The following is a 19,632-nucleotide window of genomic DNA, read 5'->3' as shown; positions in this document are numbered from 1 at the left end:
CTCTCCTCTTGGGTGGTGCACTGCGGGGCCGACCGGCCGCGCACAAGCGTGACCATGACAATGCAGACGGCCCAACGGGCTGCTGTCGCAAAAAGGCTGACCCACCGTCGGCGCGACCCTCAGGACGACGACGAACGCGTAACATCCGTGCCAAACGACGGCCATGATCGAAACGAAGGTGCTTCGCACATGACGCACGCACCCCCCGGTTACGTCTGCTCCGAGGACGGTACACGCGCCGACGTGCGGACCGCGCCCTGGGGGTGCCCTCTGTGCGGCGGCCCCTGGGACCTCGATTTCACGCCGGATCCGGACGCACCGCTCGAACCGGCGACAGGACCCGGATCACTGTGGCGGTACGCGCCGGTGCTGCCGCTGCCGGGGGCCTTCTCCATCTCCCTGGCGGAGGGTCACACACCGCTGATCCCGCTGGGAGAGCGGATCCACGCCAAGCTCGACTACCTGATGCCGACCCTGTCCTTCAAGGACCGGGGCGCCGTGATGCTCGTCGAACTCGCCCGGCGGCTGGCGCCGCAGCGCGTCGTGGCGGACAGCAGCGGCAACGCGGGGACATCCGTGGCGGCGTACTGCGCCCGGGCCGGACTCGCCTGCGAGATCTTCGTACCCGAGGGGACGTCGGAGAAGAAGACCGAGCAGATGCGGGCGCACGGGGCGGTCGTCCGCGTCGTCCCCGGCGGCCGCGAAGCCGCCGCCCTGGCCGCCCGCAAGGAGGCCGACGCCCCCGGCGTCTTCTACGCCAGCCACGTCTTCAACCCGTACTTCCTGCACGGCACGAAGACCTACGTGTACGAGGTGTGGGAGGAGATGGGCCGGCGGCTCCCCGAGGCGCTGGTGGTGCCGGTGGGCAACGGCACTCTGCTGCTCGGCGCCGCGCTGGCGACGCGGGAACTGGCCCGGCGCGGAGTACGGCCGCCCGCCCTGATCGCGGTCCAGTCGGAGGCGGTGGCCCCACTGGCGCAGGCGTTCGCGGCGGGCGCGGACGACGCCACCCCGGTGGAACAGCGGCCGACCCTGGCCGAGGGCATCGCCATCCCCGCGCCGCCGCGCGCCCGCCAGATCCTGGCCGCGGTCCGGGCGTCGGGCGGCACCTTCGTCACGGTCCCGGACGCCCGGCTGCGCGAAGCCCAGCGCGACCTGGCCCGCCGCGGCCTCTTCGTCGAACCGACGGCCGCCGCCTGCTGGGCCGCGGTCTCCCCCACCGCCCCCACCGACCCCCTGCAGGGCCGCACGGCAGTGATCCCCCTCTGCGGCGCGGGCGCCAAGACGGGCATGGCGCCCGACCCCACAGGACGCGAGGCCGACACACCGGCGAGCTGAGGCCGACTGCTCAAGGGCCGAGACGGCAGATGCCTGCATGAGCCAACGACATAGGATCCGGCCATGCGCACCTCAGTCCCCGAGGACGGCAAGCCCACGGCCACCCCGCACGGCAGGATCACCGGCGCGGTCTGGACCGCGCTGGCCCTCGTCTACGTCGTGTGGGGCTCGACCTACCTCGGCATCCGGATCGTCGTCGAGACGATGCCGCCCTTCCTCTCCGCCGGAGCCCGGTTCATCACCGCCGGCGTTCTCCTGGCCGCCCTGGTGGCCTGGCGCCACGGGACGGCCGCACTCCGGGCCACCCGCGCGCAGCTCGGCTCGGCGGTCCTCGTCGGCCTGCTGCTGATCCTCGGCGGCAACGGCCTGGTCGTGCTCGCCGAGACCTCCGTACCGTCCGGCCTCGCCGCACTGCTCGTGGCGGCGGTGCCCATGTGGGTGGTCGTGCTGCGCACGGCCACCGGGGACCGGCCCCCGGCCAGCACCCTGGCCGGCGTCCTCGTCGGCCTCGCGGGCCTCACGGTACTGACCAGCCCCGGGCTCAGCGGCGCCGTACAGCTGTCGGGCGTCGTGCTCGTGCTGATCGCCTCGGTGCTGTGGTCGCTGGGCTCCTTCTCCGCCTCGAAGCTGCCCCTGCCCGGCAACCCCTTCACCGGCAGCGCCTACCAGATGCTCGCCGGCGGGATCGCGGGCGTGGTCGTCGGCCTGCTGCGCGGCGAGCACCGCGGTCTGGACCCGGGGTCCTTCTCCACCGCCTCCTGGCTGGCCCTGGGCTACCTGGTCCTCTTCGGCTCGCTCGTCGCCTTCACCGCGTACGTCTGGCTGCTCCAGGCCGCACCGCTGTCGCTGGTGGCCACGTACGCCTACGTCAACCCGGTCGTCGCCGTCGCGTTGGGCTGGCTGATCCTCGACGAGGCCCTGACCTGGCCGATCGTCGTCGGCGGAGCGGTGGTCGTGGCGGCGGTGGTCGTGATCGTCAGCACGGAGCGCAGGCAGAGGCGGTAGCGGGGGCGGGGACGGGGACGGGCTCGACCGGAGGGGAGGCCGGCGGCGCTCAGCCCCGCGCGGCCCGCTCGTACAGCGCCTTCGCCCGCTCGTCGAACAACGCGGCCGTGGAGTCCACATCGGTGTCCCCGCCACTCAGCACCCCGATGAGGTGCCCGGCGGGCTCCGCGCCGCCCCGGTCGGCGATCCAGGGGCTGCCGCTGGTGCCCGTCCAGAAGCCCGCGCAGCTCATGTAGAGCATGTCGGGGTCCTCCTCGTCATGGCGGGTCTGCGTGGTGCAGGAGACGGGCCTGTTCTGCGGGTTGCGCTCCGACTCCGGGTAGCCGACGACGGTCACGTCCCGCTCGTAGCCGGAGGTCCATTCGGGTCTGGGCGCCTCGGCGCGGCCGCCGACGGCGTCCTGGACGCTGCGCCCGTCCTCGTCCGGCTCGATGGTCAGGAAGGCGAAGTCGGCGGTGTCCTCGCCCCATTTGGACCAGCGGTCGTCGACGTGGATCGACTTGACCTTCCACACCCCGAGGGGCTGGGTGCCGTCGCCTTCGCCGGAGAAGGCCGGGGCGAAGGAGAGCTCGCCGATGGCGAGGCCGTCGTGGGCGACCTCACCGGGCTGCCCGTCCTCGCCGGCGGGGGCCACGCAGTGCGCGGCGGTGGCGACGACGTTGCCCTTCGGGCTGTCGACGACGCTCGCGGTGCACCAGTGCTCGCCGCCGGCCATGAGTACCCCGACGGTGGGGAAGGGCAGCACCGGCCGCTCGCCGGGGGCCTTCATGAAGGCCATGGCGCACACCGCCGCGATGCCCGCGGCGGCCGTCGCCGATGCCCCCTTCACCACCGTGCTCATGGCACGTCGGGAGCGGGTGTCGGTCCCTTCATCACCTTGCTGATCCACTCCAGGGAGCCCTCCCTCATGCCGCGCACGTACGACTTTCCGTTGTGCTCACCATCCTGGATCACCTGGAGCGAGGTGTGCACGGGACCCTTGCCGTACTCCTTCATGAACTTCTCGGCCTGCTCGCGGCCGGTCTCCTTGGTCCCGATCTGGAACTTGACGTAGACGTCGGGACCGCCGGCGTCGATCAGCTTCGCGGCGAGCTTCTCGGGGTTGTTCTCGTCCATGGCCCGCGTGTTCCCGTTCCACAGCGGGGAGTCGGGGACGATGTCGGTCCCGCTGGCGATGGCCGCCTTGAACCGGTCGGGGTACTTCAGGAGCTGCTTGAAGCCGTTGAATCCGCCGGCCGACGACCCCATGAAGGCCCACCCGTCGCGGGAGGTGAACGTCCGGAAATTGGCCTTCGCGAAATCCGGGACGTCATCGGCCATCCAGGTGCCCATCTTGGGCTGGCCGGGGATGTCCGATCCGTCGAAGTGGTGCTTGGTGTCCGCGTTGGTCACCGGCATGATCAGGATGAAGGGCAGGCTCTTGCCCGACTTGGCACCGTCGCTGACCGCCTGCTGGAGGCCGAGGCCGGGCCCCGTGCCCCAGTAGTTCGTCGGGTAGCCGCGGCCGCCGGGCAGGGAGATCAGGACGGGGAAGCCGCTCTGGGCGTACTTCGGGTCGTCGTACTCCTTCGGCACCCACACCCACACGTCACCCGTGAACCCGGACTTCTTGCCGGTGAGGGTCGCCTTGCCGATCTGGGTGCCGTCGGGCAGGCGGCTGGTCCGGACGAACGACGCCGCGGGCCCGGTGGGCATGCGCACCTCGGGCAGGGCCTCGGAGGCGGTGACCGTCTTCTCCTGGACCTTGCCGAAGGAGACCGGATCCCCTATGTCCGAGAAGAGGCCGAACTTGTACGCTGCCGCGCCACCCCCGGCGAGGGTCAGCGCGAGCCCTCCGCTGATCAGAAGCAGGCGCAGGCGGTGAGGGCGACGGCGGCCCGTGGTCGTGGGGCCGTCCTCGCCTTGCTGGTCATGCTGCACGGTGTTGTCCCGTTCCTTCTCCGGCGCTCACCTCGGAGCGCGGGCCGGACCGATCGGTCCCCCTTACACCCTTTACAGAGGTATGAACGACGGCGCGGGTTGCCTGGGACGGGGGTGACGTGGCGCGCACCACGCGGGGGCGGGGGCGGGCCGGGGGGCGGGGGTGGGAGACGCCGGACGGAATCGAAGTGCAGGGCAGGCTTCGGGGGCGGGATCCACTCGGGCGGTGTCGGGGAAGTCCTGGGGGTTTCCCGTCAGTCCCATCGTCTCTCCGCGTCGGGCCGGTCCGTCAAGGGCGCTCCCGTTGGTCGCGTCACTTCGTGAGGGCCTTCGGCCCCCCTTGACTGACCGTCCCGCCACGGAAATCCGAAAGACTGCCGGGAAGCCCCCAGGGGAACGGGCCGGGTGTCCAGGATCGAGACGGGCCGTTGGCGCCGCGCGCCCGGATCCAGGAGCGCGTCAAATCGCTACGCGCTCCTGAAGGACGGCGTCAGCGAGCCTCTTGGGCTGGTCATAAGCCGCCCCAGATCGCTACGCGCTTCTCCATCACGCGTCCGCGAGCCTCTGGGGTCGGGCATAAGCCGCCACCAATCGCTACGCGCTCCTCGACGACCGCGTCCGCCCCTCGTTCGGGGCTGGGAGGGGCGAAATCGAGGGCCGGGAAAGCCATTCCTCGGCTCAGCCGAACTCAACCCCCATCAAGACGCACGACGAGATCCCACCCGTCGGTACAGACGGGGGCATTTGGGGCGAATGGCAGCCTCTCGGGTGCGGGCACTCTCCCAGACATGGATTGGCATCGCTCCAGCCGTCATCCGGCGCTTTTCCACCCCACCCAGGGGCCGGACGCCGTCCAAGAGGGGCGCGGAAAGCTTTCTGCGGCTTGTGCCCAGCCCCAGACGAACCGCAGACGCGTGATCGAGAAGCGCGCGGCCACCACTGGCGGCCTATGCCCAACCCATGAGACTCGCGGACGCGTGATGGATAAGCGCACACGGATTTCTGGCGGCCTATGCCCAACCCAAGAGGCTTGCTGACGCCGTCAGGCAGGAGCGCGTAGCGATTGGTGGCGGCCTATGTCCAGCCCATGGGGCTCGGAGACGCCGACTCGCAGAAGCGCGTAGCGATCGATGGCGGCCTATGTCCAGCCCATGGGGCTCGCAGGCGCCGTCGGGCAGGAGCGCGTAGCGATTTGGGGCGTTCCTGGATCCGGGTGCGCGGCGCCGACCTCCCAGGGGGATGTCTGGATGGCCGGCCCGTTCCTCTGGGGGCTTCCCGGCAGTCTTTCGGATTTCCGTGGCGGGACGGGCAGTCAAGGGGGGCCGAAGGCCCTCACGAAGTGACGCGACCAACGGGAGCGCCCTTGACGGACCGGCCCGACGCGGAGAGACGATGGGACTGACGGGAAACCCCCAGAACCCCACCGACACCGCCCGGGTGGCTCCCGCCCCGCACCGCCGCCGCGCCTTCCGCCCCCGCCCCGGCGGCTCCCGCCACCCAAACCTCGCCGGCGCCTCGCGACCCCGCCCGGGTGGATCCCGCTCCTCGCACCACCGCCGCCCCTCTCGACGCCCCCGCCCCTGTGGCTCCCGCCCCGCACCGCCGCCGCGCCTTCCGCCCCCGCCCCGGCGGCTCCCGCCACCCAAACCTCGCCCGCGCCTCGCGACCCCGCCCGAGCGGATCCCGGCCCAGCGGCCCCCGCCCCCGACCGTCAGCCCGCCTCCGGCTTCGGTGCCTTCAGGACCTTGCTCACCCATTCCAGCGAGCCTTCCTTCATGCCCCGCACGTAGTGCCAGCCGTTGTGCTCGCCGTTCTGGATGTCGCGGATGGTGGTCTTGACCGGCCCCTTGCCGTACTGCTGCTGGAACTTCACCATGCGGTCCTTGCCGGACTCCTTGGTGCCGACCTGGAAGTTGATGTACACCTCGGGGCCCTTGGTGTCGATCAGCTTCTGGGCCAGCTTCTCCGGGTTGTTCGCGTCCATCTCCGCCTGGTGGCCCTTCCACAGCGGGGAGTCGGGGACGATCTCGCCGCCGCTGGCGATCACGGCCTTGAACTTGTCCGGGTGCTGGAGGACGGTCTTCATGCCGACGAACGCGCCCGAGGACGAGCCCATGAAGGCCCAGCCGTCACGGGACTTGTAGGTACGGAAGTTGGCCTTGGCGAACGCCGGGACGTCCTCGGCGATCCAGGTGCCCATCTTGGCCTGGCCGGGGATGTCGGAGCCGTCGTAGTAGTACTTCGCGTCCGGGTTGAGCACCGGCATGATCACGATGTACGGGAGGCTGGTGCCGGCCTTGACACCCTCGGTGATGGCCTTCTGGAGGCCGAGGCTGGTGTCCGCCCAGTAGTTGTTGGGGAAGCCGTTGCCGCCGGGGAGCGCGATGAGCACCGGGAAGCCGCTCTTCGCGTACTTCGGGTCGTCGTACTGCTTGGGGGCCCACACCCACACGTCGCCCTGGAAGCCGGACTTCGCGCCCGCCACGCGGGTCTTGGCGATGATCGTGCCGTCGTCGAGCTTGGCGGTCTGCTTGAAGTCCGACCTCGGTCCGGTCGGCATGAGCACGTCCGGGTCGCCGGAGGGCTTGGCCTCGGCGCTCGGTGCACCCGCTGCCGCACCGGCGCCCGCACCCGCACCCGCTTCCGAGGGCGGGTTCTTGCCGAAGGTCACTGCCTCGCCGTTGCCCGAGAACCAGTCGAGCTTCCAGGCGGCGAACCCGCCGCCGCCGAGGAGGAGCGCGACGGCGACCACGGCGCTGATCCATATTCGGCGCCGGGACCGCCTGGGCTGCGGGGGCTCGGGGTCGTGCGGGTACCCGGCCGCGGTGGGCGGCTCCGCGTACGGCGGCCGGCCCGGGTAGGGCGAGGGCGCCTCGTACGACTGCTGCTGGTGCTGATGCGGCTGGTGCTGCTGGGGTTGCTGGTGGTACTGGCCGCCGTGGCCCTGGGGCGGGTAGTCCTGGTACGACTGCTGGTCGTCAGGCCGCGGGCGCTGCGGGTACTGGTGCACGAACTTCGCTCCGAACGGTCTTGACTGCCCCCGAGGGCAGAGCGGCTGGTCTCCCCTACTCCTGATGAGCAAACCGCCCGCACAGTTCCAAATTCGAGCAAAAAACATACGCGGATCCGTGAGCGGGCGGAGAGATCAGCGCTCGGCGTCGAGTGCCTCCGCGCACCGCCCGAGCAGCTCGATGAACAGCTCCCGCTCCTCCTCGGTGAACGCGGCGGCGAGCGCGCGCTCGACCCGCACCGCACCGGCGTCCGCGAGTTCCATGGCCGCACGGCCCTCGGCGGTCAGCCGGGTCTCCAGCACGTTGCGGTGCCACTCGTGCGGGGTCCGCTCGATGAGTCCGCGCTCCTGGAGGTTCTTCAGCACGGTGTTCATGGTCGGCGGCGTCACCCCGCACAGGCGCGCGAGCGCCGCCGCCGAGATGCCGGGCTTCTCGGCGAGCCAGAGCAGGGCGGCGTACTGGGGAACCGTTACTGCGGCGGGCTTGCAGGCCGCGTTCTTCGCCGCGAGAAGCGCCTGCTCGGCGCGCTTGAGGTGCGAGCCGATGCGCTCCTGGGGGGCCATGGAGGTCATGGCCGAATCCTACGACCCTTGCATGCATTAGAGCTCTAACATACATTCACCTTCACATGATCAGTAGAGGACATCGAGCGAGGCATGTCATGACGCAGAAGACGAAGACGCCCGCACCGAAGGGCCCTGCGGCAAAGGGGGCTTGGGTCGTGGCGAGGGCACCTTTCCACCGGAGGTCCGTCGTGGTGGCGGCATCCCTGGCCGGCGCACTCGCCCTCGGAGCGGCGGCTCCGACCCCGGCCCTGGCCCTGACCCCGACCACAACCCCGTCCGTGGCCGTGGCCGCTTCCGTGGCGCACCCCTCCGGCGACGCCCGGATATCCACCGCCTTCGCCCTGCCGGGCGCGAAGGTCTATCCGGAGGGCATCGCCGCGGATCCCCGTACGCACACCGTCTACGTGGGCTCGTACACGGACGGCACGATCTACCGGACCAGGCGTGGGCGGGCCGAGGCCGAGGTGTTCCTGCCCTCCGGTACCGACGGGCGCCGGACGGCCAACGGCCTGCGGGTCGACGCCCGCGGCCGGCTGTGGGTGACGGATTCCACCGCCGGCGTGTCCGTCTACGACACGGCGACCGGGAGGCGGCTGGCCCACTTCGAGGTGGCCGCGGGGTCGGCGCGCTTCGTGAACGACCTGACCCTCACCCCGGACGGCACCGCGTACCTGACGGACAGCATCCGCGGCGTGATCTACCGCGTGACCCCGCGGCAACTGGCCGTCGGCAGCGGCGTCCTGACGGATGCCTACGACCTCACCCCGGCCATGCGCCCGCGCCCGGCCGGCTCCTACAGTCTCAACGGCATCACGTCCGACCGTGCGGGCCGCTACCTCCTGACCGTCGACATGACGGCGGGCGACCTCTACCGCATCGACCTGCGGACCGGCGCCGTTCGCCGGGTCGCCCTCTCCGGCGGTGACATGAAGGCCGCCGACGGTCTCGACCTCGCGCCGGACGGCACCCTGCGCGTGGCGCACAACGTCACCAACACGCTGACCCGGTGGCAGGTCTGCGCGGACGGCACCCGCGCCAGGCTGACGCGTACGATCACGGACCCGTCGCTGCAGATCCCCACGACCCTCGCGCGCGTACCGGGTCGCACCCTGGTGGTCCGCTCGCAGTTCGACAAGGGAGGCCCGCTGGACTTCGACGGCACGGGCACCCCGACCGCCTTCACGGTGGCTTCGGTGCGCGGCTTGTGAGCGGCCCGGCCGGGACGTGCGGTCAGGCGGCGCCGCGCCTCTTGGCCCGCATGTCGGCCACGGCGTACGGCAGCCCGGGCAGCAGCAGGAGCGGCGGCGCCCACAGCGGCAGCGTGAAGAGGGGGGAATCGCCGACCAGCCACTGCGCGCCGATGGCTGCGGGGAGCGCGACGAGAACGGCGACGGCCCAGCTCCGGCGGATGCCGAGGCTGCCGCGGCGCAGTTTCCAGGTGATGGTGACGGCGGCGAGGACCATCCAGAAGACGATGTTGCCGGGGGTCACATCCAGCTGCGTGGTCCGGCGGATCAGGTAGGGCACCAGCAGAATCCACCCCGCGAAGTAGGAGCCCAGGCAGACGGTGCGCAGTACGCGGCGCGGGAGCGGGGAGCGGGCCCGCGCCCAGGCGGCGGCGAAGGCGCGGACGTCGTCGCCGACGACGTCCCGCCCGGTGCGGCCGGCCGCCTCGGCGTCCTCCAGGTGCGCGGAGAGCTCGTCGAGCATCTCCCGCATGGAGGCGTCGTCGATCCCGCGGTACTCCCAGTTGCTGCGGCAGGCGGCGAGTATCTGCGCGTTCGTCATGCCGTGTTCTCCCCCGTGGATGGCGTGGTGTCGGTGGTGTCGGTGATGGCCGTAGCGTCGGCATCGGTGGCGGTGGCGGTGGCGGTGGCGGTGGCGAGGATCCGGCCCACCGGTCCGGCGAAGGCCTGCCAGTCGGCGCGGCCGCGGCCGAGTTCGGCGTGGCCCGTGTCGGTCAGCCGGTAGTACTTGCGCGGGGCGCCACCGCTCGGGGACGGGGCGCGGTACGAGGAGATCAGCCCCGCTCGCTCCATCCGGGCGAGCAGTGGGTAGATGCTGCCGTCGCTGACGAGTTCCAGCCCGTCGGCGGCGAGCGCTTCGGCGAACTCGAAGCCGTATCTGGGCCGTTCGGCGATGAGGGCCAGCAGGCACAGGTCGAGCACCCCGCGCAGGAGCTGGCTGCGCCGTTGATCACCGGCCGCGGGGAGCTCCTTTGTCATGCGGCACAAGATAGTGCCCGACTACCTTGTGCCGCAAGGTAATCCCCCAGCGCACCCCGCCCACTACCTCGGCGTCGCGGCGATCCGGCGGGTGGCGGAGCGCATCACGAGGGCCATCACCACTTCGAACACGCCCAGGAGGACGAGCCACAGGCCCAGCAGCCTGGTCAGGGCGACGGCGGAGTCCACCGGGAAGCAGAGCACGACGATCCCGGCGACGGCTCCGAGCGCGCCCAGGCCGAAGAGCAGCCCACGGTGCAGGAGGAGCCGGTCCGCGATGGCGACGTAGGCCGTGAGCACGCCGGTGATCAGCCAGAACACGCCGACGATCAGTGACAGCGCGCCGATGGTCTGCATCGGATGCCGCAGCACGAGTACGCCGGCCAGGAAGGCCAGGATCGCGATCAGCACGCCGGCCAGCCGGCTTCCGCCGGCGTCGTTGCTGTGCGAGAAGGCCGCGACGAAGCGGAACACGCCGGCCACCAGGAGCTGGAGCCCGATGATCACGGCCATGATGTGCAGCGTCTCGTCGGGCCAGACGAGTACGAGAATTCCCGGGATCAGGGTCGCGAGTGCGACGCCGAGCGCCCAGTGCCACGAACTGCCGAGCTGGTTGAGCGTGTCCTCGGGATCATGCTGCGCGCGCTGCGGCGACGCGTCGGGCCGTACGGACATCACGCCTCCCGAACCCACCTGGAGTACCTTTACACCCACTTTATGCCGCTATGAACCAACCCGCGCCAGCGCCGGCTCTCCGGCCTGAGCCGCGGGCCGCTACCGTGAACCCATGACCGCACTGCCCGACTGGATGCGCCCTCCACGCGCGGAAGGCTGGTTCGCGGAGGACCTGGACCGCCTCCCCGAGGCACCCCGCCACACCGAGCTCATCGACGGAGTGCTCGTCTTCATGATGTCGCCGCAGAGGTGGTGGCACGGCCACCTCGTCACCATGCTCACGGTCGCACTCATGGACCAGGTTCCCCCCGACACCAGAGTCGGCCGCGAGATGACCGTCAAGCTGGATCCACGCAACCGCCCCGAACCGGACCTGCTGGTGACAACGGCCGATTTCGACGGCGACCGCACCTGGTTCGCGCCGGAGGACGTCCAACTCGTCATCGAGGTCGTCTCTCCGGAGTCAGCCCATCGCGATCGCACGGTAAAACTCCGCAAGTACGCGGAGGCCGGCATCCCCCACTACTGGTGCATCGAGGACGAGGACGGCTCACCCGTCGTCCACGTCTACGAACTCGACGAACCCACCAGCGCGTACGCGCCGGCCGGGATCTTCCGAGGCACTCTCCAGCGCCCGGTGCCCTTCGAGATCAGCCTCGATCTCGACAAGCTCACACCGCCACGAAGCAGCTGACAAGTCATTGACTGCGGACTGGCCGGGGACCCCGAGGCAGAGAAATCCGTGGCACACGGGCAGGGCCTGCGACGAGACTGCGCAGGTATGCGACTCCTGCCCCTGCCCCTGCGGCGGACACCGCACAGTTCCGGCAGGTGGACGCCGACGGCACTACGGCGTATCTGCCCCCGGCCGGGACTGGGGACTCGACTGGACCGCGCCTTGGGAGCATCTGGTCCAAGAGTCCCGCACCTGGTCCCCGCTACAAGCCTCCGAGCCCCTACCCGGCTCGACCGCAGCGATCTGTACCCGGAGAGGTGACCGATGCCGTTCCAGCACCCTGAAACAATCGGCTACGGCCACGTGGTCGAGAGCTATGTGACGAGGACGTACGGGGGGCTCCCGCGCTATCTCGTACTGAACGGCGGGCGGTTCCTGAGCCCCCGGTGGTGGCACACCACCCGCTTCACCCGACACCTGCTCAATGACGCCGCCGCGATCACCGACGAGGAACTGGAAGCCCTCCTCGGGTACGAATGGCGCTCGCGCCTCACCGCCGCCTGGCTGATCGGGGTCGACCGCCGCGAACGCTTCCGGGAACACATAGGCGACCTGCTCCTGGCCAGCGAGGTCTGCTACTCCGGCAGCGCCTACTGCTTCGCCCTGGCCCGATTCGGCACGCACGCCGACGCCGGGATCCTCGCCACCTACCTCGACCGCTACCTCCCGCGCACCGACCTCCACTACGACCAGCCCACCGCTCTGGGCGCCCTCCTCCGCCTCGACGCCCACCTGGACACCCACCACGCCGACCGCTTCACGGAGCCCGACGGCCTCTGGGACGAGTGGGTCAAGGGAGTGGGACGCCTCGGCTATGCCAGTTCCACCCCCGCCGAGCTTCGCCGCTGGACGGACCTCCACTGCGACTTCGCCAACGGCTGGACCCGGACGTAGCCGTAGCTGCCTGATCGCGGCTACGTGGAGTCCGCGTACGCCATGTACCGGCCGCACGTGCGCCACATGAAGAGGTAGCCCGTAGGCTGACTGTCCTTGTCCAGAGCAGCCAGGTAGCTCTCCACTGCCTCGGCAGACCACCCCCACTCGCCGGCCTCGCTGCGCAGTTCCCCCGAGCATCGGTCAACGCGACCAGTTCGGCCGCCCGTCGACACGTGTACACCGGGCTTCGCTGGGCGGTGGGAGAGGGACATCGTCCCCGACCGGGTCACCGATGAAGTGTGCGTCGTACTTCGCAGCCGCGCTGCAGTACGGGCACAGCAGGCCGGAAAGTTTCTCGACCGCATACACCGGGCCGGTGTGGATGAACCCCCGCGCCCTCCCGCAGCAGAGGCACGTCCTGCCGGACTGCACCCGGCCCTCGATCCGAAGGCGGTCACGGCCGCAGCAGCCGAGCCCGAGGGTCATAGCGAAGGCCGCCCGGCCCGCTGCGGCGCGGTCTTCCTCTGTCTCACGGCACGTATCGCGTCGAGCCGCGCGTACCCGACATCGCCCAGGTCGGCGACTACCGTGTCGTCTACACGATCGACAACGGGGAGCTGGTGGTGTGGGTCGTACACGTCGGACACCGCTCCACGGTCCACGACACGTAGCTGCTCCCGGTTCTGCGGACTGTTGCGGACAGCAGAAGGGCCTGACCTGCATCCTCGCAGGTCAGGCCGCATCTGGAGAGGCGATCAGACGTTGAAGCGGAACTCGACCACGTCGCCGTCCTGCATGACGTAGTCCTTGCCCTCCATGCGGGCCTTGCCCTTGGCGCGGGCTTCGGCCACCGAGCCGCAGTCGACCAGGTCCGCGAAGGAGATGACCTCGGCCTTGATGAAGCCGCGCTGGAAGTCGGTGTGGATGACGCCGGCCGCCTCCGGGGCCGTCGCACCCTGCTTGATCGTCCAGGCGCGGGTTTCCTTCGGGCCGGCCGTCAGGTAGGTCTGGAGGCCCAGCGTGGCGAAGCCGACGCGGCCGAGGGTGGCGAGGCCGGGCTCGTCCTGGCCGACCGACTGGAGGAGCTCCAGGGCCTCGTCGTCGTCAAGCTCGGAAAGGTCCTGCTCCAGCTTGGCGTTGAGGAAGATGGCCTCCGCCGGGGCGACGAGCGCGCTCTGCTCCGCCTTGAAGGCGTCGTCCGTCAGCTCGTCCTCGTCCACGTTGAAGACGTAGAGGAAGGGCTTCGTGGTGAGCAGGTGGAGCTCGTGCAGGAGGTCGCCCTGCTCCGTGCCCTTCGTGATGCCCTTCGAGAAGAGGGTGTCGCCGGCTTCGAGGATCTTCTTGGCCTCGACGACGGCCGCGAGGACCGCGACCTTGTCCTTCTGGAGGCGGGACTCCTTCGTCAGGCGCGGCTCGGCCTTCTCGATGGACTGGAGGTCGGCGAGGATCAGCTCGGTGTTGATCGTCTCGATGTCGTCCTTCGGCGAGACCTTGCCGTCGACGTGGACGACGTTCTCGTCCTTGAAGGCGCGGATGACCTGGCAGATGGCGTCGGACTCGCGGATGTTCGCGAGGAACTTGTTGCCCAGGCCCTCGCCCTCCGACGCGCCGCGCACGATGCCCGCGATGTCGACGAAGTCGACCGTCGCCGGGAGGATCCGCTGCGAGCCGAAAATGCCCGCGAGGACGGCCAGACGCGCGTCGGGGACGCCGACGACGCCGACGTTCGGCTCGATGGTGGCGAACGGGTAGTTGGCCGCCAGCACGTCGTTCTTGGTCAGGGCGTTGAACAGGGTCGACTTGCCGACATTCGGCAGGCCGACGATTCCGATCGTGAGCGACACGTTGGCGACTTCCCGTAGCTGGAGGGGGCGGCGGCCCGGGAGTGGGCCACCGGACAGTTTACTTTCCGATGAGTGGCGGTCGATGTACGCGTGTCCGGGCCCGGATCCGGCCGCCCTCCCGCCTAATTTGGTGGGGTGGAGCAATACAGGACGCGACCGGCGCCTCACCCGCAGCGACCCCCGGCCCAGCGCAGGGGTTCCCGGCCCGCGGGCGTGCCCGCGCAGGGCGGCGCCGCCCGGCCGGCGCCCGTACGCCGTGTGCGCATGCCCCGCCCCCGGCTGACGGGCCTGGGCGGCGGGCTTTTCGCCTGCACCGCGATGGCGCTCGTCGCCGGCATCTGCTGGCTGCTGTTCAGCTCCTCGCTCTTCGTCTACGGGCTGCTCTTCCCGCCCGTCGCCGCCGCCACCGCGCTCTGGGTGCGTCCGGCGGACCTGATCACCGCGCCGATCGGCGTCCCGATCGCCTTCGCCGCCGGGGTGTGGCCCATCTCGGGCGGTTCCGGCGGCTTCGGCGGTCAGCTGATGGGGCTGGTCTCCGCACTGTCGCTGCACGCGGGCTGGCTGTACGCGGGCACGCTCGTCGCGGCCCTGATCGCGCTGGTGCGCAAGGCCGTGCTCATCGGCCGGCGCCGCCTCCCCCGGCGCCCGTCGGCCCCGCGCCGCGCAGCCTGACGCGTCCCCCGTAGCGTCCACCGGCCCCGTAGGGCCAGCCACCCGCCCCGGAGGCCGCCGGCTACCCCTTGGCCTTGCCCTTGGCCGCCATCGCCGCCCCGACGATGCCCGCGTTGTTCTGCAGCCCGGCCGGGACGATCTCGGCCCTTACGCCCTCGATCAGCGGCAGGAACTTCTCCGGCTTGCGGCTGACGCCGCCGCCGATGATGAACAGGTCCGGCGAGAACAGCATCTCCACATGCCGCATGTACCTGCTCAGCCGGTGCGCCCAGCGCTCCCAGGTGAGGTCCCCGTCCTCCTTGGCCTTCACCGACGCCCGCGTCTCCGCGTCGTGGCCCTTCAGCTCCAGGTGGCCCAGCTCCGTGTTCGGCACCAGCCGCCCGTCCGTGAAGAGGGCGCTGCCGATGCCCGTGCCCAGCGTGAGCAGGAGGACCGTGCCGTCCCGCCCGCGGCCTGCGCCGTACGTCATCTCCGCGACGCCCGCCGCGTCCGCGTCGTTCAGCACCGTCACCGGCCGGCCGCCGAGGCCGCGCGAGAGCAGCGCGGCCGTGTCCACGCCGATCCAGGACTTGTCCATGTTGGCCGCCGTGCGGGTGACCCCGCCCGTGACCACGCCCGGGAAGGTCACCCCCACCGGGCCGTCCCAGTCGAAGTGGCGCACCACCTCGACGACGCAGCCGGCCACCCCGTCGGGGGTGGCCGGCTGCGGTGTCAGTACTTTGTGGCGCTCCTGCGCCAGGTCGCCGCGCTCCAGGTCCACGGGAGCGCCCTTGATCCCGGATCCGCCGATGTCCACGCCGAAGATCTGCATGGACATACGGTACGAAACGAGTTACTTGTCTGCGACCAGTTCCGCGGCCTCGGAGCGCAGGTCGCGGCGGAGCTCCTTGGGCAGGGAGAAGGTGATGGACTCCTCCGCCGTCTTGACGATCTCCACGTCCGCGTAGCCGCGCGCGGCCAGCCACTCCAGCACCTCCTCGACCAGGACCTCCGGCACCGAGGCGCCCGAGGTGAGGCCGACGGTGGTGACGCCGTCCAGCCAGGCCTCGTCGATCTCGCTCGCGAAGTCCACGAGGTACGCGGCCTTCGCGCCGGCGTCCTTGGCGACCTCGACCAGCCGGATGGAGTTCGAGGAGTTCTTCGAGCCGACGACGATGACCAGGTCGGAGTCCGCGCCCATCACCTTGACGGCGGCCTGCCGGTTCGAGGTGGCGTAGCAGATGTCGTCGCTCGGCGGCGATACGAGCAGCGGGAACTTCGTCTTCAGCGCGTCGACCGTCTCCATGGTCTCGTCGACCGACAGGGTGGTCTGCGAGAGCCAGACGACCTTGGACTCGTCGCGGACGGTGACCTTGTCCACGTCGTGGGGGCCGTCGACGATGGTGATGTGGTCGGGGGCCTCGCCGGAGGTGCCGATGACCTCCTCGTGGCCCTCGTGGCCGATGAGGAGGATGTCGAAGTCCTCGTTGGCGTACCGGATGGCTTCCTTGTGGACCTTGGTGACCAGCGGGCAGGTCGCGTCGATCGTCGCGAGCTTGCCGCGCGCCGCCTCCTCGTGGACGACCGGGGCGACGCCGTGGGCGGAGAACATCACGATGTTGCCCTCGGGCACCTCCTCCGTCCGCTCGACGAAGATGGCGCCCTTCTTCTCCAGGGTCTGGACGACGTACTTGTTGTGCACGATCTCGTGGCGGACATACACCGGCGCCCCGTACTGCTCAAGGGCTTTCTCGACGGCGATCACGGCTCGGTCCACGCCCGCGCAGTAGCCGCGGGGCGCGGCGAGCAGGACACGGCGGGAAGCGGGCGCAGGGGCAGGAGCAGTCATGTGCCCCATCGTACGGGGGGCGCGGGCAGGCCGGACGTCGCCCGTACGGCAGACGGACGGACCGAAAGGCCCGGGCAAGGGCCAGGGGGCCAGGGTGCATGAGCGGGCCAGGGCCCGACCCTGATCCGCCGGACACCCCCTAACCGCTGAACCGCCTGCCGCGTCGTCGCAGGATGCGCCGGTGGACGGGCGGTGTCAGGAGGGCGCCGGCGAGGAACCCGAGTACGGCGCTCCGGCTCGCGAACGCGGCTGTCGCGATGACCGCGCACAGGACCACGCCGACCGCCACGAGGCCCGTGAGCCTGACGCCGCGCGACGCGGACCGGTTGAGCCGGCGCACGGCCGAGTCGGTCACGAGGTACAGGGCGCCGCCCGCGGCGGCCGACGCCAGGACTGTTGGCAGGACTGTTGGCAGGACCGTTAAGCCGTTCACTCCGCAACCTCTCGCGCTGCCGGAAGCCTGCCTGTCGGCTTCGGGTGCCGGGCAGACTATGCAGCGCTTTACAAGATCGTCAACGGCGGTTGCCCGCCACGCGAGAGGACTTCTCCGGACATCGGCACGGAGCCTGAGACGCTGTCAGCGGCTCCGGATAGCCTGCGTGCATGGGTCTGAATACGTCGGCCGAGGCGCCGTTGCCGGTGGGCCAGGTGTCCCGGCTCATCGGGGGCTGGATCGAGCGCCTGGGCCAGGTGTGGGTCGAGGGGCAGATCACGCAGCTCTCGCGGCGGCCGGGGGCGGGGGTGGTCTTCCTGACGCTGCGCGACCCCTCGCATGACATCTCGGTCAGCGTGACCTGCTTCCGCCAGGTCTACGACGAGGTCGCGGACGTCGTCTTGGAGGGCGCGCGGGTCGTTCTGCTGGCCAAGCCCGAGTGGTACGCCCCGCGCGGGCAGCTGTCGCTGCGGGCGACGGAGATACGGCCGGTCGGCATCGGCGAGCTCCTGGCCCGGCTGGAGCGGCTGAAGCGGTCCCTGGCCTCCGAGGGGCTCTTCGCGCTGGAGCGCAAGAAGCCGCTGCCTTTCCTGCCGCAGCTGATCGGGCTGGTGGTCGGCCGGGCCTCGGCGGCCGAGCGCGACGTCCTGGAGAACGCCCGGCGCCGCTGGCCGGCGGTCCGCTTCGAGGTGCGCAACGTCGCCGTCCAGGGCGTGCACGCCGTGCCGCAGGTGGTCCGGGCGGTCAAGGAACTCGACGCCATGGACGAGGTCGACGTGATCATCGTGGCGCGCGGCGGCGGCAGTGTGGAGGACCTGCTGCCCTTCTCCGACGAGGAGGTCGTGCGCGTCGTCGCGGCCGCCCGCACCCCGGTGGTCTCGGCGATCGGACACGAGCCGGACTCGCCGCTGCTGGATCTGGTCGCGGACCTGCGGGCGTCCACGCCCACGGACGCGGCGAAGAAGGTGGTCCCGGACGTCGGCGAGGAGCTGGAGCGCGTACGCCAGCTGCAGGGCCGGGGGCTGCGGGCGGTGAGCTCGCTGCTCGACCGGGAGGAGCGGGGGCTCGCGCACGCCCTGGCCCGGCCGGTCTTCGTCCATCCGCAGCGCATGGTGGAGATGCGGGAGGACGAGCTGGAGGCGCTGCTGGCACGCAGCAGGCGCACGCTGGGGCACCTGCTGGACCGGGCGGACTCGGAGCTGGCCCACACCCTGGCGAGGGTGGTGGCGCTGTCGCCGGCCGCGACGCTGGAGCGCGGTTACGCCGTACTGCAGCGGGCGGACGGGCACGTGGTGCGCTCGCCGCAGGAGGTGTCGGCACGGGAGGTGCTGCGCGCGAGGGTGGCGGAGGGCTCGTTCACCGTGGAAGTGGCTGCGGAGGGGGCCTCCGATGGCGGCGCCGGCGCGGACGGCACCGTCCCTCACGACGCCGTCCCGCACGGCACCGCATCGGGCGAGCCGACCGCATCGGGCGAGCCGACCGCTTCGGACTGACGACACGCTGCCGCAATCATGTGGTCGCACTACGAACCTAGGGTGGAAAAGGGAATGACAGAGGCCGAGACGGCGCTGGGGTACGAGCAGGCCCGCGACGAGCTGATCGAGGTGGTCCGCAAGCTCGAAGCCGGGGGGACCTCGCTGGAGGAGTCCCTCGCGCTGTGGGAGCGCGGCGAGGAGCTTGCGAAGGTCTGCCGGCACTGGCTGGAAGGGGCCCGGGCCCGGCTGGACTCCGCGCTGGCGGCGCGCGAAGCCGCCGGGGAGGAGTGACCCGGGCGTGACCGGGGAGTGACTGTGGAGTGATCCCGGTCACCACCACCCCCGTTTAGTTGAAAGTTAATCTAAATCGGCCGTAGAGTCGGGGACATCGCTTCACCTCTGCATGGAAGAAGGCTTTCCGATGTCTCTCGTACTCGACTCCGCCGCCCAGGACCTGCTGTTCCGCGAGGCCCGCACCGCCAACTCGTTCTCCGACGAGCCGGTGACCGAGGAGCAGGTCCAGGCGATCTACGACCTGGTGAAGTACGGCCCCACCGCTTTCAACGGCACGCCGCTGCGCATCACGCTGGTCCGCTCCGCCGAGGCCCGTGAGCGCCTGGTGCAGCACATGGCCGAGGGCAACCAGGCCAAGACGCTGGCCGCGCCGCTGGTCGCGATCCTCTCCGCGGACAACGAGTTCCACGAGGAGCTGCCGCAGCTGCTGCCGCACTTCCCGCAGGCCAAGGACCTCTTCTTCGCCGAGCGCCCGGCCCGTGAGCAGTCCTCGCTGGTCAACGCTTCGCTGCAGGCCGCGTACTTCATCCTCGGCGTCCGCGCCGCCGGTCTGGCCGCGGGTCCGATGACCGGCGCCGACTTCGCGGGCATCCAGAAGGAGTTCCTGGACGACGACCACACGCCGATCATGGTCGTCAACATCGGCAAGCCGGGCGAGGACGCCTGGTTCCCGCGCTCCCCCCGCCTGTCGATCGACGAGGTCATCACCACCGTCTGAGCAGGACCGAACCGCG

Annotated in this window: 21 protein-coding genes and 1 pseudogene; 10 read left to right on the top strand and 12 right to left on the bottom strand. The window is 70.7% G+C overall.

Annotation, left to right across the window (positions count from 1 at the left end):
- Window positions 1-189: 189 nt before the first annotated feature.
- Together BSL84_RS21685 and BSL84_RS21680 are read left to right on the top strand one after the other, a co-directional pair.
- Window positions 190-1,338: a threonine synthase gene (locus BSL84_RS21685; protein WP_045323625.1), complete on the top strand. Its 1,149-nt coding sequence runs from the start codon at window positions 190-192 to the stop codon at window positions 1,336-1,338.
- Window positions 1,339-1,401: 63 nt separating this feature from the next.
- Window positions 1,402-2,343 (top strand): EamA family transporter, encoded by a 942-nt coding sequence (locus BSL84_RS21680; protein ID WP_030031363.1) that lies wholly within the window; start codon window positions 1,402-1,404, stop codon window positions 2,341-2,343.
- A gap of 49 nt (window positions 2,344-2,392) precedes the next feature.
- Here the strand turns inward: BSL84_RS21680 and BSL84_RS21675 are convergent, their stop codons facing one another.
- From BSL84_RS21675 to BSL84_RS21655, 4 genes are all read right to left on the bottom strand, one after another.
- Entirely contained in the window at window positions 2,393-3,184 is a 792-nt protein-coding gene (locus BSL84_RS21675) for a trypsin-like serine peptidase (protein WP_030031362.1), read from the bottom strand.
- On the bottom strand, window positions 3,181-4,263 hold the full coding sequence (locus BSL84_RS21670; RefSeq protein WP_030031361.1) for an alpha/beta hydrolase: 1,083 nt from the start codon (window positions 4,261-4,263) through the stop codon (window positions 3,181-3,183). The genes BSL84_RS21675 and BSL84_RS21670 overlap by 4 nt, the downstream gene beginning before the upstream one ends.
- 1,711 nt (window positions 4,264-5,974) lie before the next feature.
- Complete coding sequence (locus tag BSL84_RS21660) at window positions 5,975-7,030, bottom strand: alpha/beta hydrolase (RefSeq protein WP_079273470.1); 1,056 nt, start codon at window positions 7,028-7,030, stop codon at window positions 5,975-5,977.
- A gap of 378 nt (window positions 7,031-7,408) precedes the next feature.
- Entirely contained in the window at window positions 7,409-7,846 is a 438-nt protein-coding gene (locus BSL84_RS21655) for a MarR family winged helix-turn-helix transcriptional regulator (RefSeq protein ID WP_030025999.1), read from the bottom strand.
- A gap of 182 nt (window positions 7,847-8,028) precedes the next feature.
- On the opposite strand from BSL84_RS21655, the gene BSL84_RS37075 reads away from it, so the two are divergent.
- Window positions 8,029-9,048 carry an SMP-30/gluconolactonase/LRE family protein gene (locus tag BSL84_RS37075; protein WP_234363493.1) on the top strand — a complete coding sequence of 340 codons (1,020 nt, stop codon included), beginning with the start codon at window positions 8,029-8,031 and terminating at the stop codon, window positions 9,046-9,048.
- 22 nt (window positions 9,049-9,070) lie between these two features.
- On the opposite strand, the gene BSL84_RS21645 is transcribed toward BSL84_RS37075, so the two are convergent.
- The 3 genes from BSL84_RS21645 to BSL84_RS21635 form a co-directional block, all read right to left on the bottom strand.
- On the bottom strand, window positions 9,071-9,628 hold the full coding sequence (locus tag BSL84_RS21645; RefSeq protein ID WP_030025996.1) for a hypothetical protein: 558 nt from the start codon (window positions 9,626-9,628) through the stop codon (window positions 9,071-9,073).
- Entirely contained in the window at window positions 9,625-10,065 is a 441-nt protein-coding gene (locus BSL84_RS21640) for a PadR family transcriptional regulator (RefSeq protein WP_075970954.1), read from the bottom strand. Before BSL84_RS21640 ends, BSL84_RS21645 begins: the two co-directional genes overlap by 4 nt.
- Before the next feature lie 63 nt (window positions 10,066-10,128).
- Window positions 10,129-10,740, bottom strand: a complete 612-nt coding sequence (locus tag BSL84_RS21635; RefSeq protein WP_037660520.1) for an HdeD family acid-resistance protein — start codon at window positions 10,738-10,740, stop codon at window positions 10,129-10,131.
- A gap of 112 nt (window positions 10,741-10,852) precedes the next feature.
- On the opposite strand from BSL84_RS21635, the gene BSL84_RS21630 reads away from it, so the two are divergent.
- Together BSL84_RS21630 and BSL84_RS36580 are read left to right on the top strand one after the other, a co-directional pair.
- Window positions 10,853-11,434, top strand: coding sequence for a Uma2 family endonuclease (locus BSL84_RS21630; RefSeq protein WP_030025993.1), 582 nt, complete (start codon window positions 10,853-10,855; stop codon window positions 11,432-11,434).
- Window positions 11,435-11,740: 306 nt separating this feature from the next.
- A complete protein-coding gene (locus tag BSL84_RS36580; protein WP_199838738.1) occupies window positions 11,741-12,370 on the top strand; it encodes a DUF6000 family protein in 630 nt (209 codons plus the stop codon).
- 183 nt (window positions 12,371-12,553) lie between these two features.
- Here the strand turns inward: BSL84_RS36580 and BSL84_RS37805 are convergent, their stop codons facing one another.
- Complete coding sequence (locus tag BSL84_RS37805; protein WP_075970953.1) at window positions 12,554-12,838, bottom strand: CbrC family protein; 285 nt, start codon at window positions 12,836-12,838, stop codon at window positions 12,554-12,556.
- An 86-nt stretch (window positions 12,839-12,924) separates the two neighbouring features.
- Between BSL84_RS37805 and BSL84_RS21615 the strand changes: the two are divergent.
- A pseudogene (locus BSL84_RS21615) lies at window positions 12,925-13,023 on the top strand (type II toxin-antitoxin system RelE family toxin); the annotation flags it as partial.
- 84 nt (window positions 13,024-13,107) lie between these two features.
- On the opposite strand, the gene ychF reads toward BSL84_RS21615, so the two are convergent.
- Window positions 13,108-14,196, bottom strand: coding sequence for a redox-regulated ATPase YchF (ychF, locus tag BSL84_RS21610; RefSeq protein ID WP_030025957.1), 1,089 nt, complete (start codon window positions 14,194-14,196; stop codon window positions 13,108-13,110).
- A gap of 264 nt (window positions 14,197-14,460) precedes the next feature.
- Here ychF and BSL84_RS21605 point away from each other — a divergent pair, with 264 nt between their 5' ends.
- A complete protein-coding gene (locus tag BSL84_RS21605) occupies window positions 14,461-14,868 on the top strand; it encodes a DUF6542 domain-containing protein (protein ID WP_045321770.1) in 408 nt (135 codons plus the stop codon).
- A gap of 61 nt (window positions 14,869-14,929) precedes the next feature.
- On the opposite strand, the gene ppgK is transcribed toward BSL84_RS21605, so the two are convergent.
- The 3 genes from ppgK to BSL84_RS21590 all read right to left on the bottom strand — a co-directional run bounded on the left by ppgK (window position 14,930) and on the right by BSL84_RS21590 (window position 17,051).
- Window positions 14,930-15,679, bottom strand: a complete 750-nt coding sequence (gene ppgK, locus BSL84_RS21600) for a polyphosphate--glucose phosphotransferase (protein WP_045321769.1) — start codon at window positions 15,677-15,679, stop codon at window positions 14,930-14,932.
- Between the two features lie 21 nt (window positions 15,680-15,700).
- A complete protein-coding gene (locus BSL84_RS21595; RefSeq protein ID WP_030029073.1) occupies window positions 15,701-16,705 on the bottom strand; it encodes a 4-hydroxy-3-methylbut-2-enyl diphosphate reductase in 1,005 nt (334 codons plus the stop codon).
- 130 nt (window positions 16,706-16,835) lie between these two features.
- Window positions 16,836-17,051 carry a hypothetical protein gene (locus BSL84_RS21590; protein ID WP_234308377.1) on the bottom strand — a complete coding sequence of 72 codons (216 nt, stop codon included), beginning with the start codon at window positions 17,049-17,051 and terminating at the stop codon, window positions 16,836-16,838.
- Window positions 17,052-17,299: 248 nt separating this feature from the next.
- Between BSL84_RS21590 and xseA the strand changes: the two genes are divergently transcribed.
- The 3 genes from xseA (at window position 17,300) to BSL84_RS21575 (ending at window position 19,616) form a co-directional block, all read left to right on the top strand.
- The gene (xseA, locus tag BSL84_RS21585) at window positions 17,300-18,622 is read left to right on the top strand and encodes an exodeoxyribonuclease VII large subunit (RefSeq protein ID WP_075970952.1); all 1,323 of its coding nucleotides are present in this window, start codon (window positions 17,300-17,302) and stop codon (window positions 18,620-18,622) included.
- A 54-nt stretch (window positions 18,623-18,676) separates the two neighbouring features.
- Window positions 18,677-18,895, top strand: a complete 219-nt coding sequence (locus BSL84_RS21580) for an exodeoxyribonuclease VII small subunit (protein WP_030029069.1) — start codon at window positions 18,677-18,679, stop codon at window positions 18,893-18,895.
- Between the two features lie 130 nt (window positions 18,896-19,025).
- On the top strand, window positions 19,026-19,616 hold the full coding sequence (locus BSL84_RS21575) for a malonic semialdehyde reductase (protein ID WP_030029068.1): 591 nt from the start codon (window positions 19,026-19,028) through the stop codon (window positions 19,614-19,616).
- The last annotated feature ends 16 nt before the right edge of the window (window positions 19,617-19,632 follow it).

It is taken from the genome of Streptomyces sp. TN58, from assembly GCF_001941845.1.
Lineage (GTDB): Bacteria > Actinomycetota > Actinomycetes > Streptomycetales > Streptomycetaceae > Streptomyces.
This window is presented reverse-complemented; position numbering and strand designations above follow the sequence as displayed.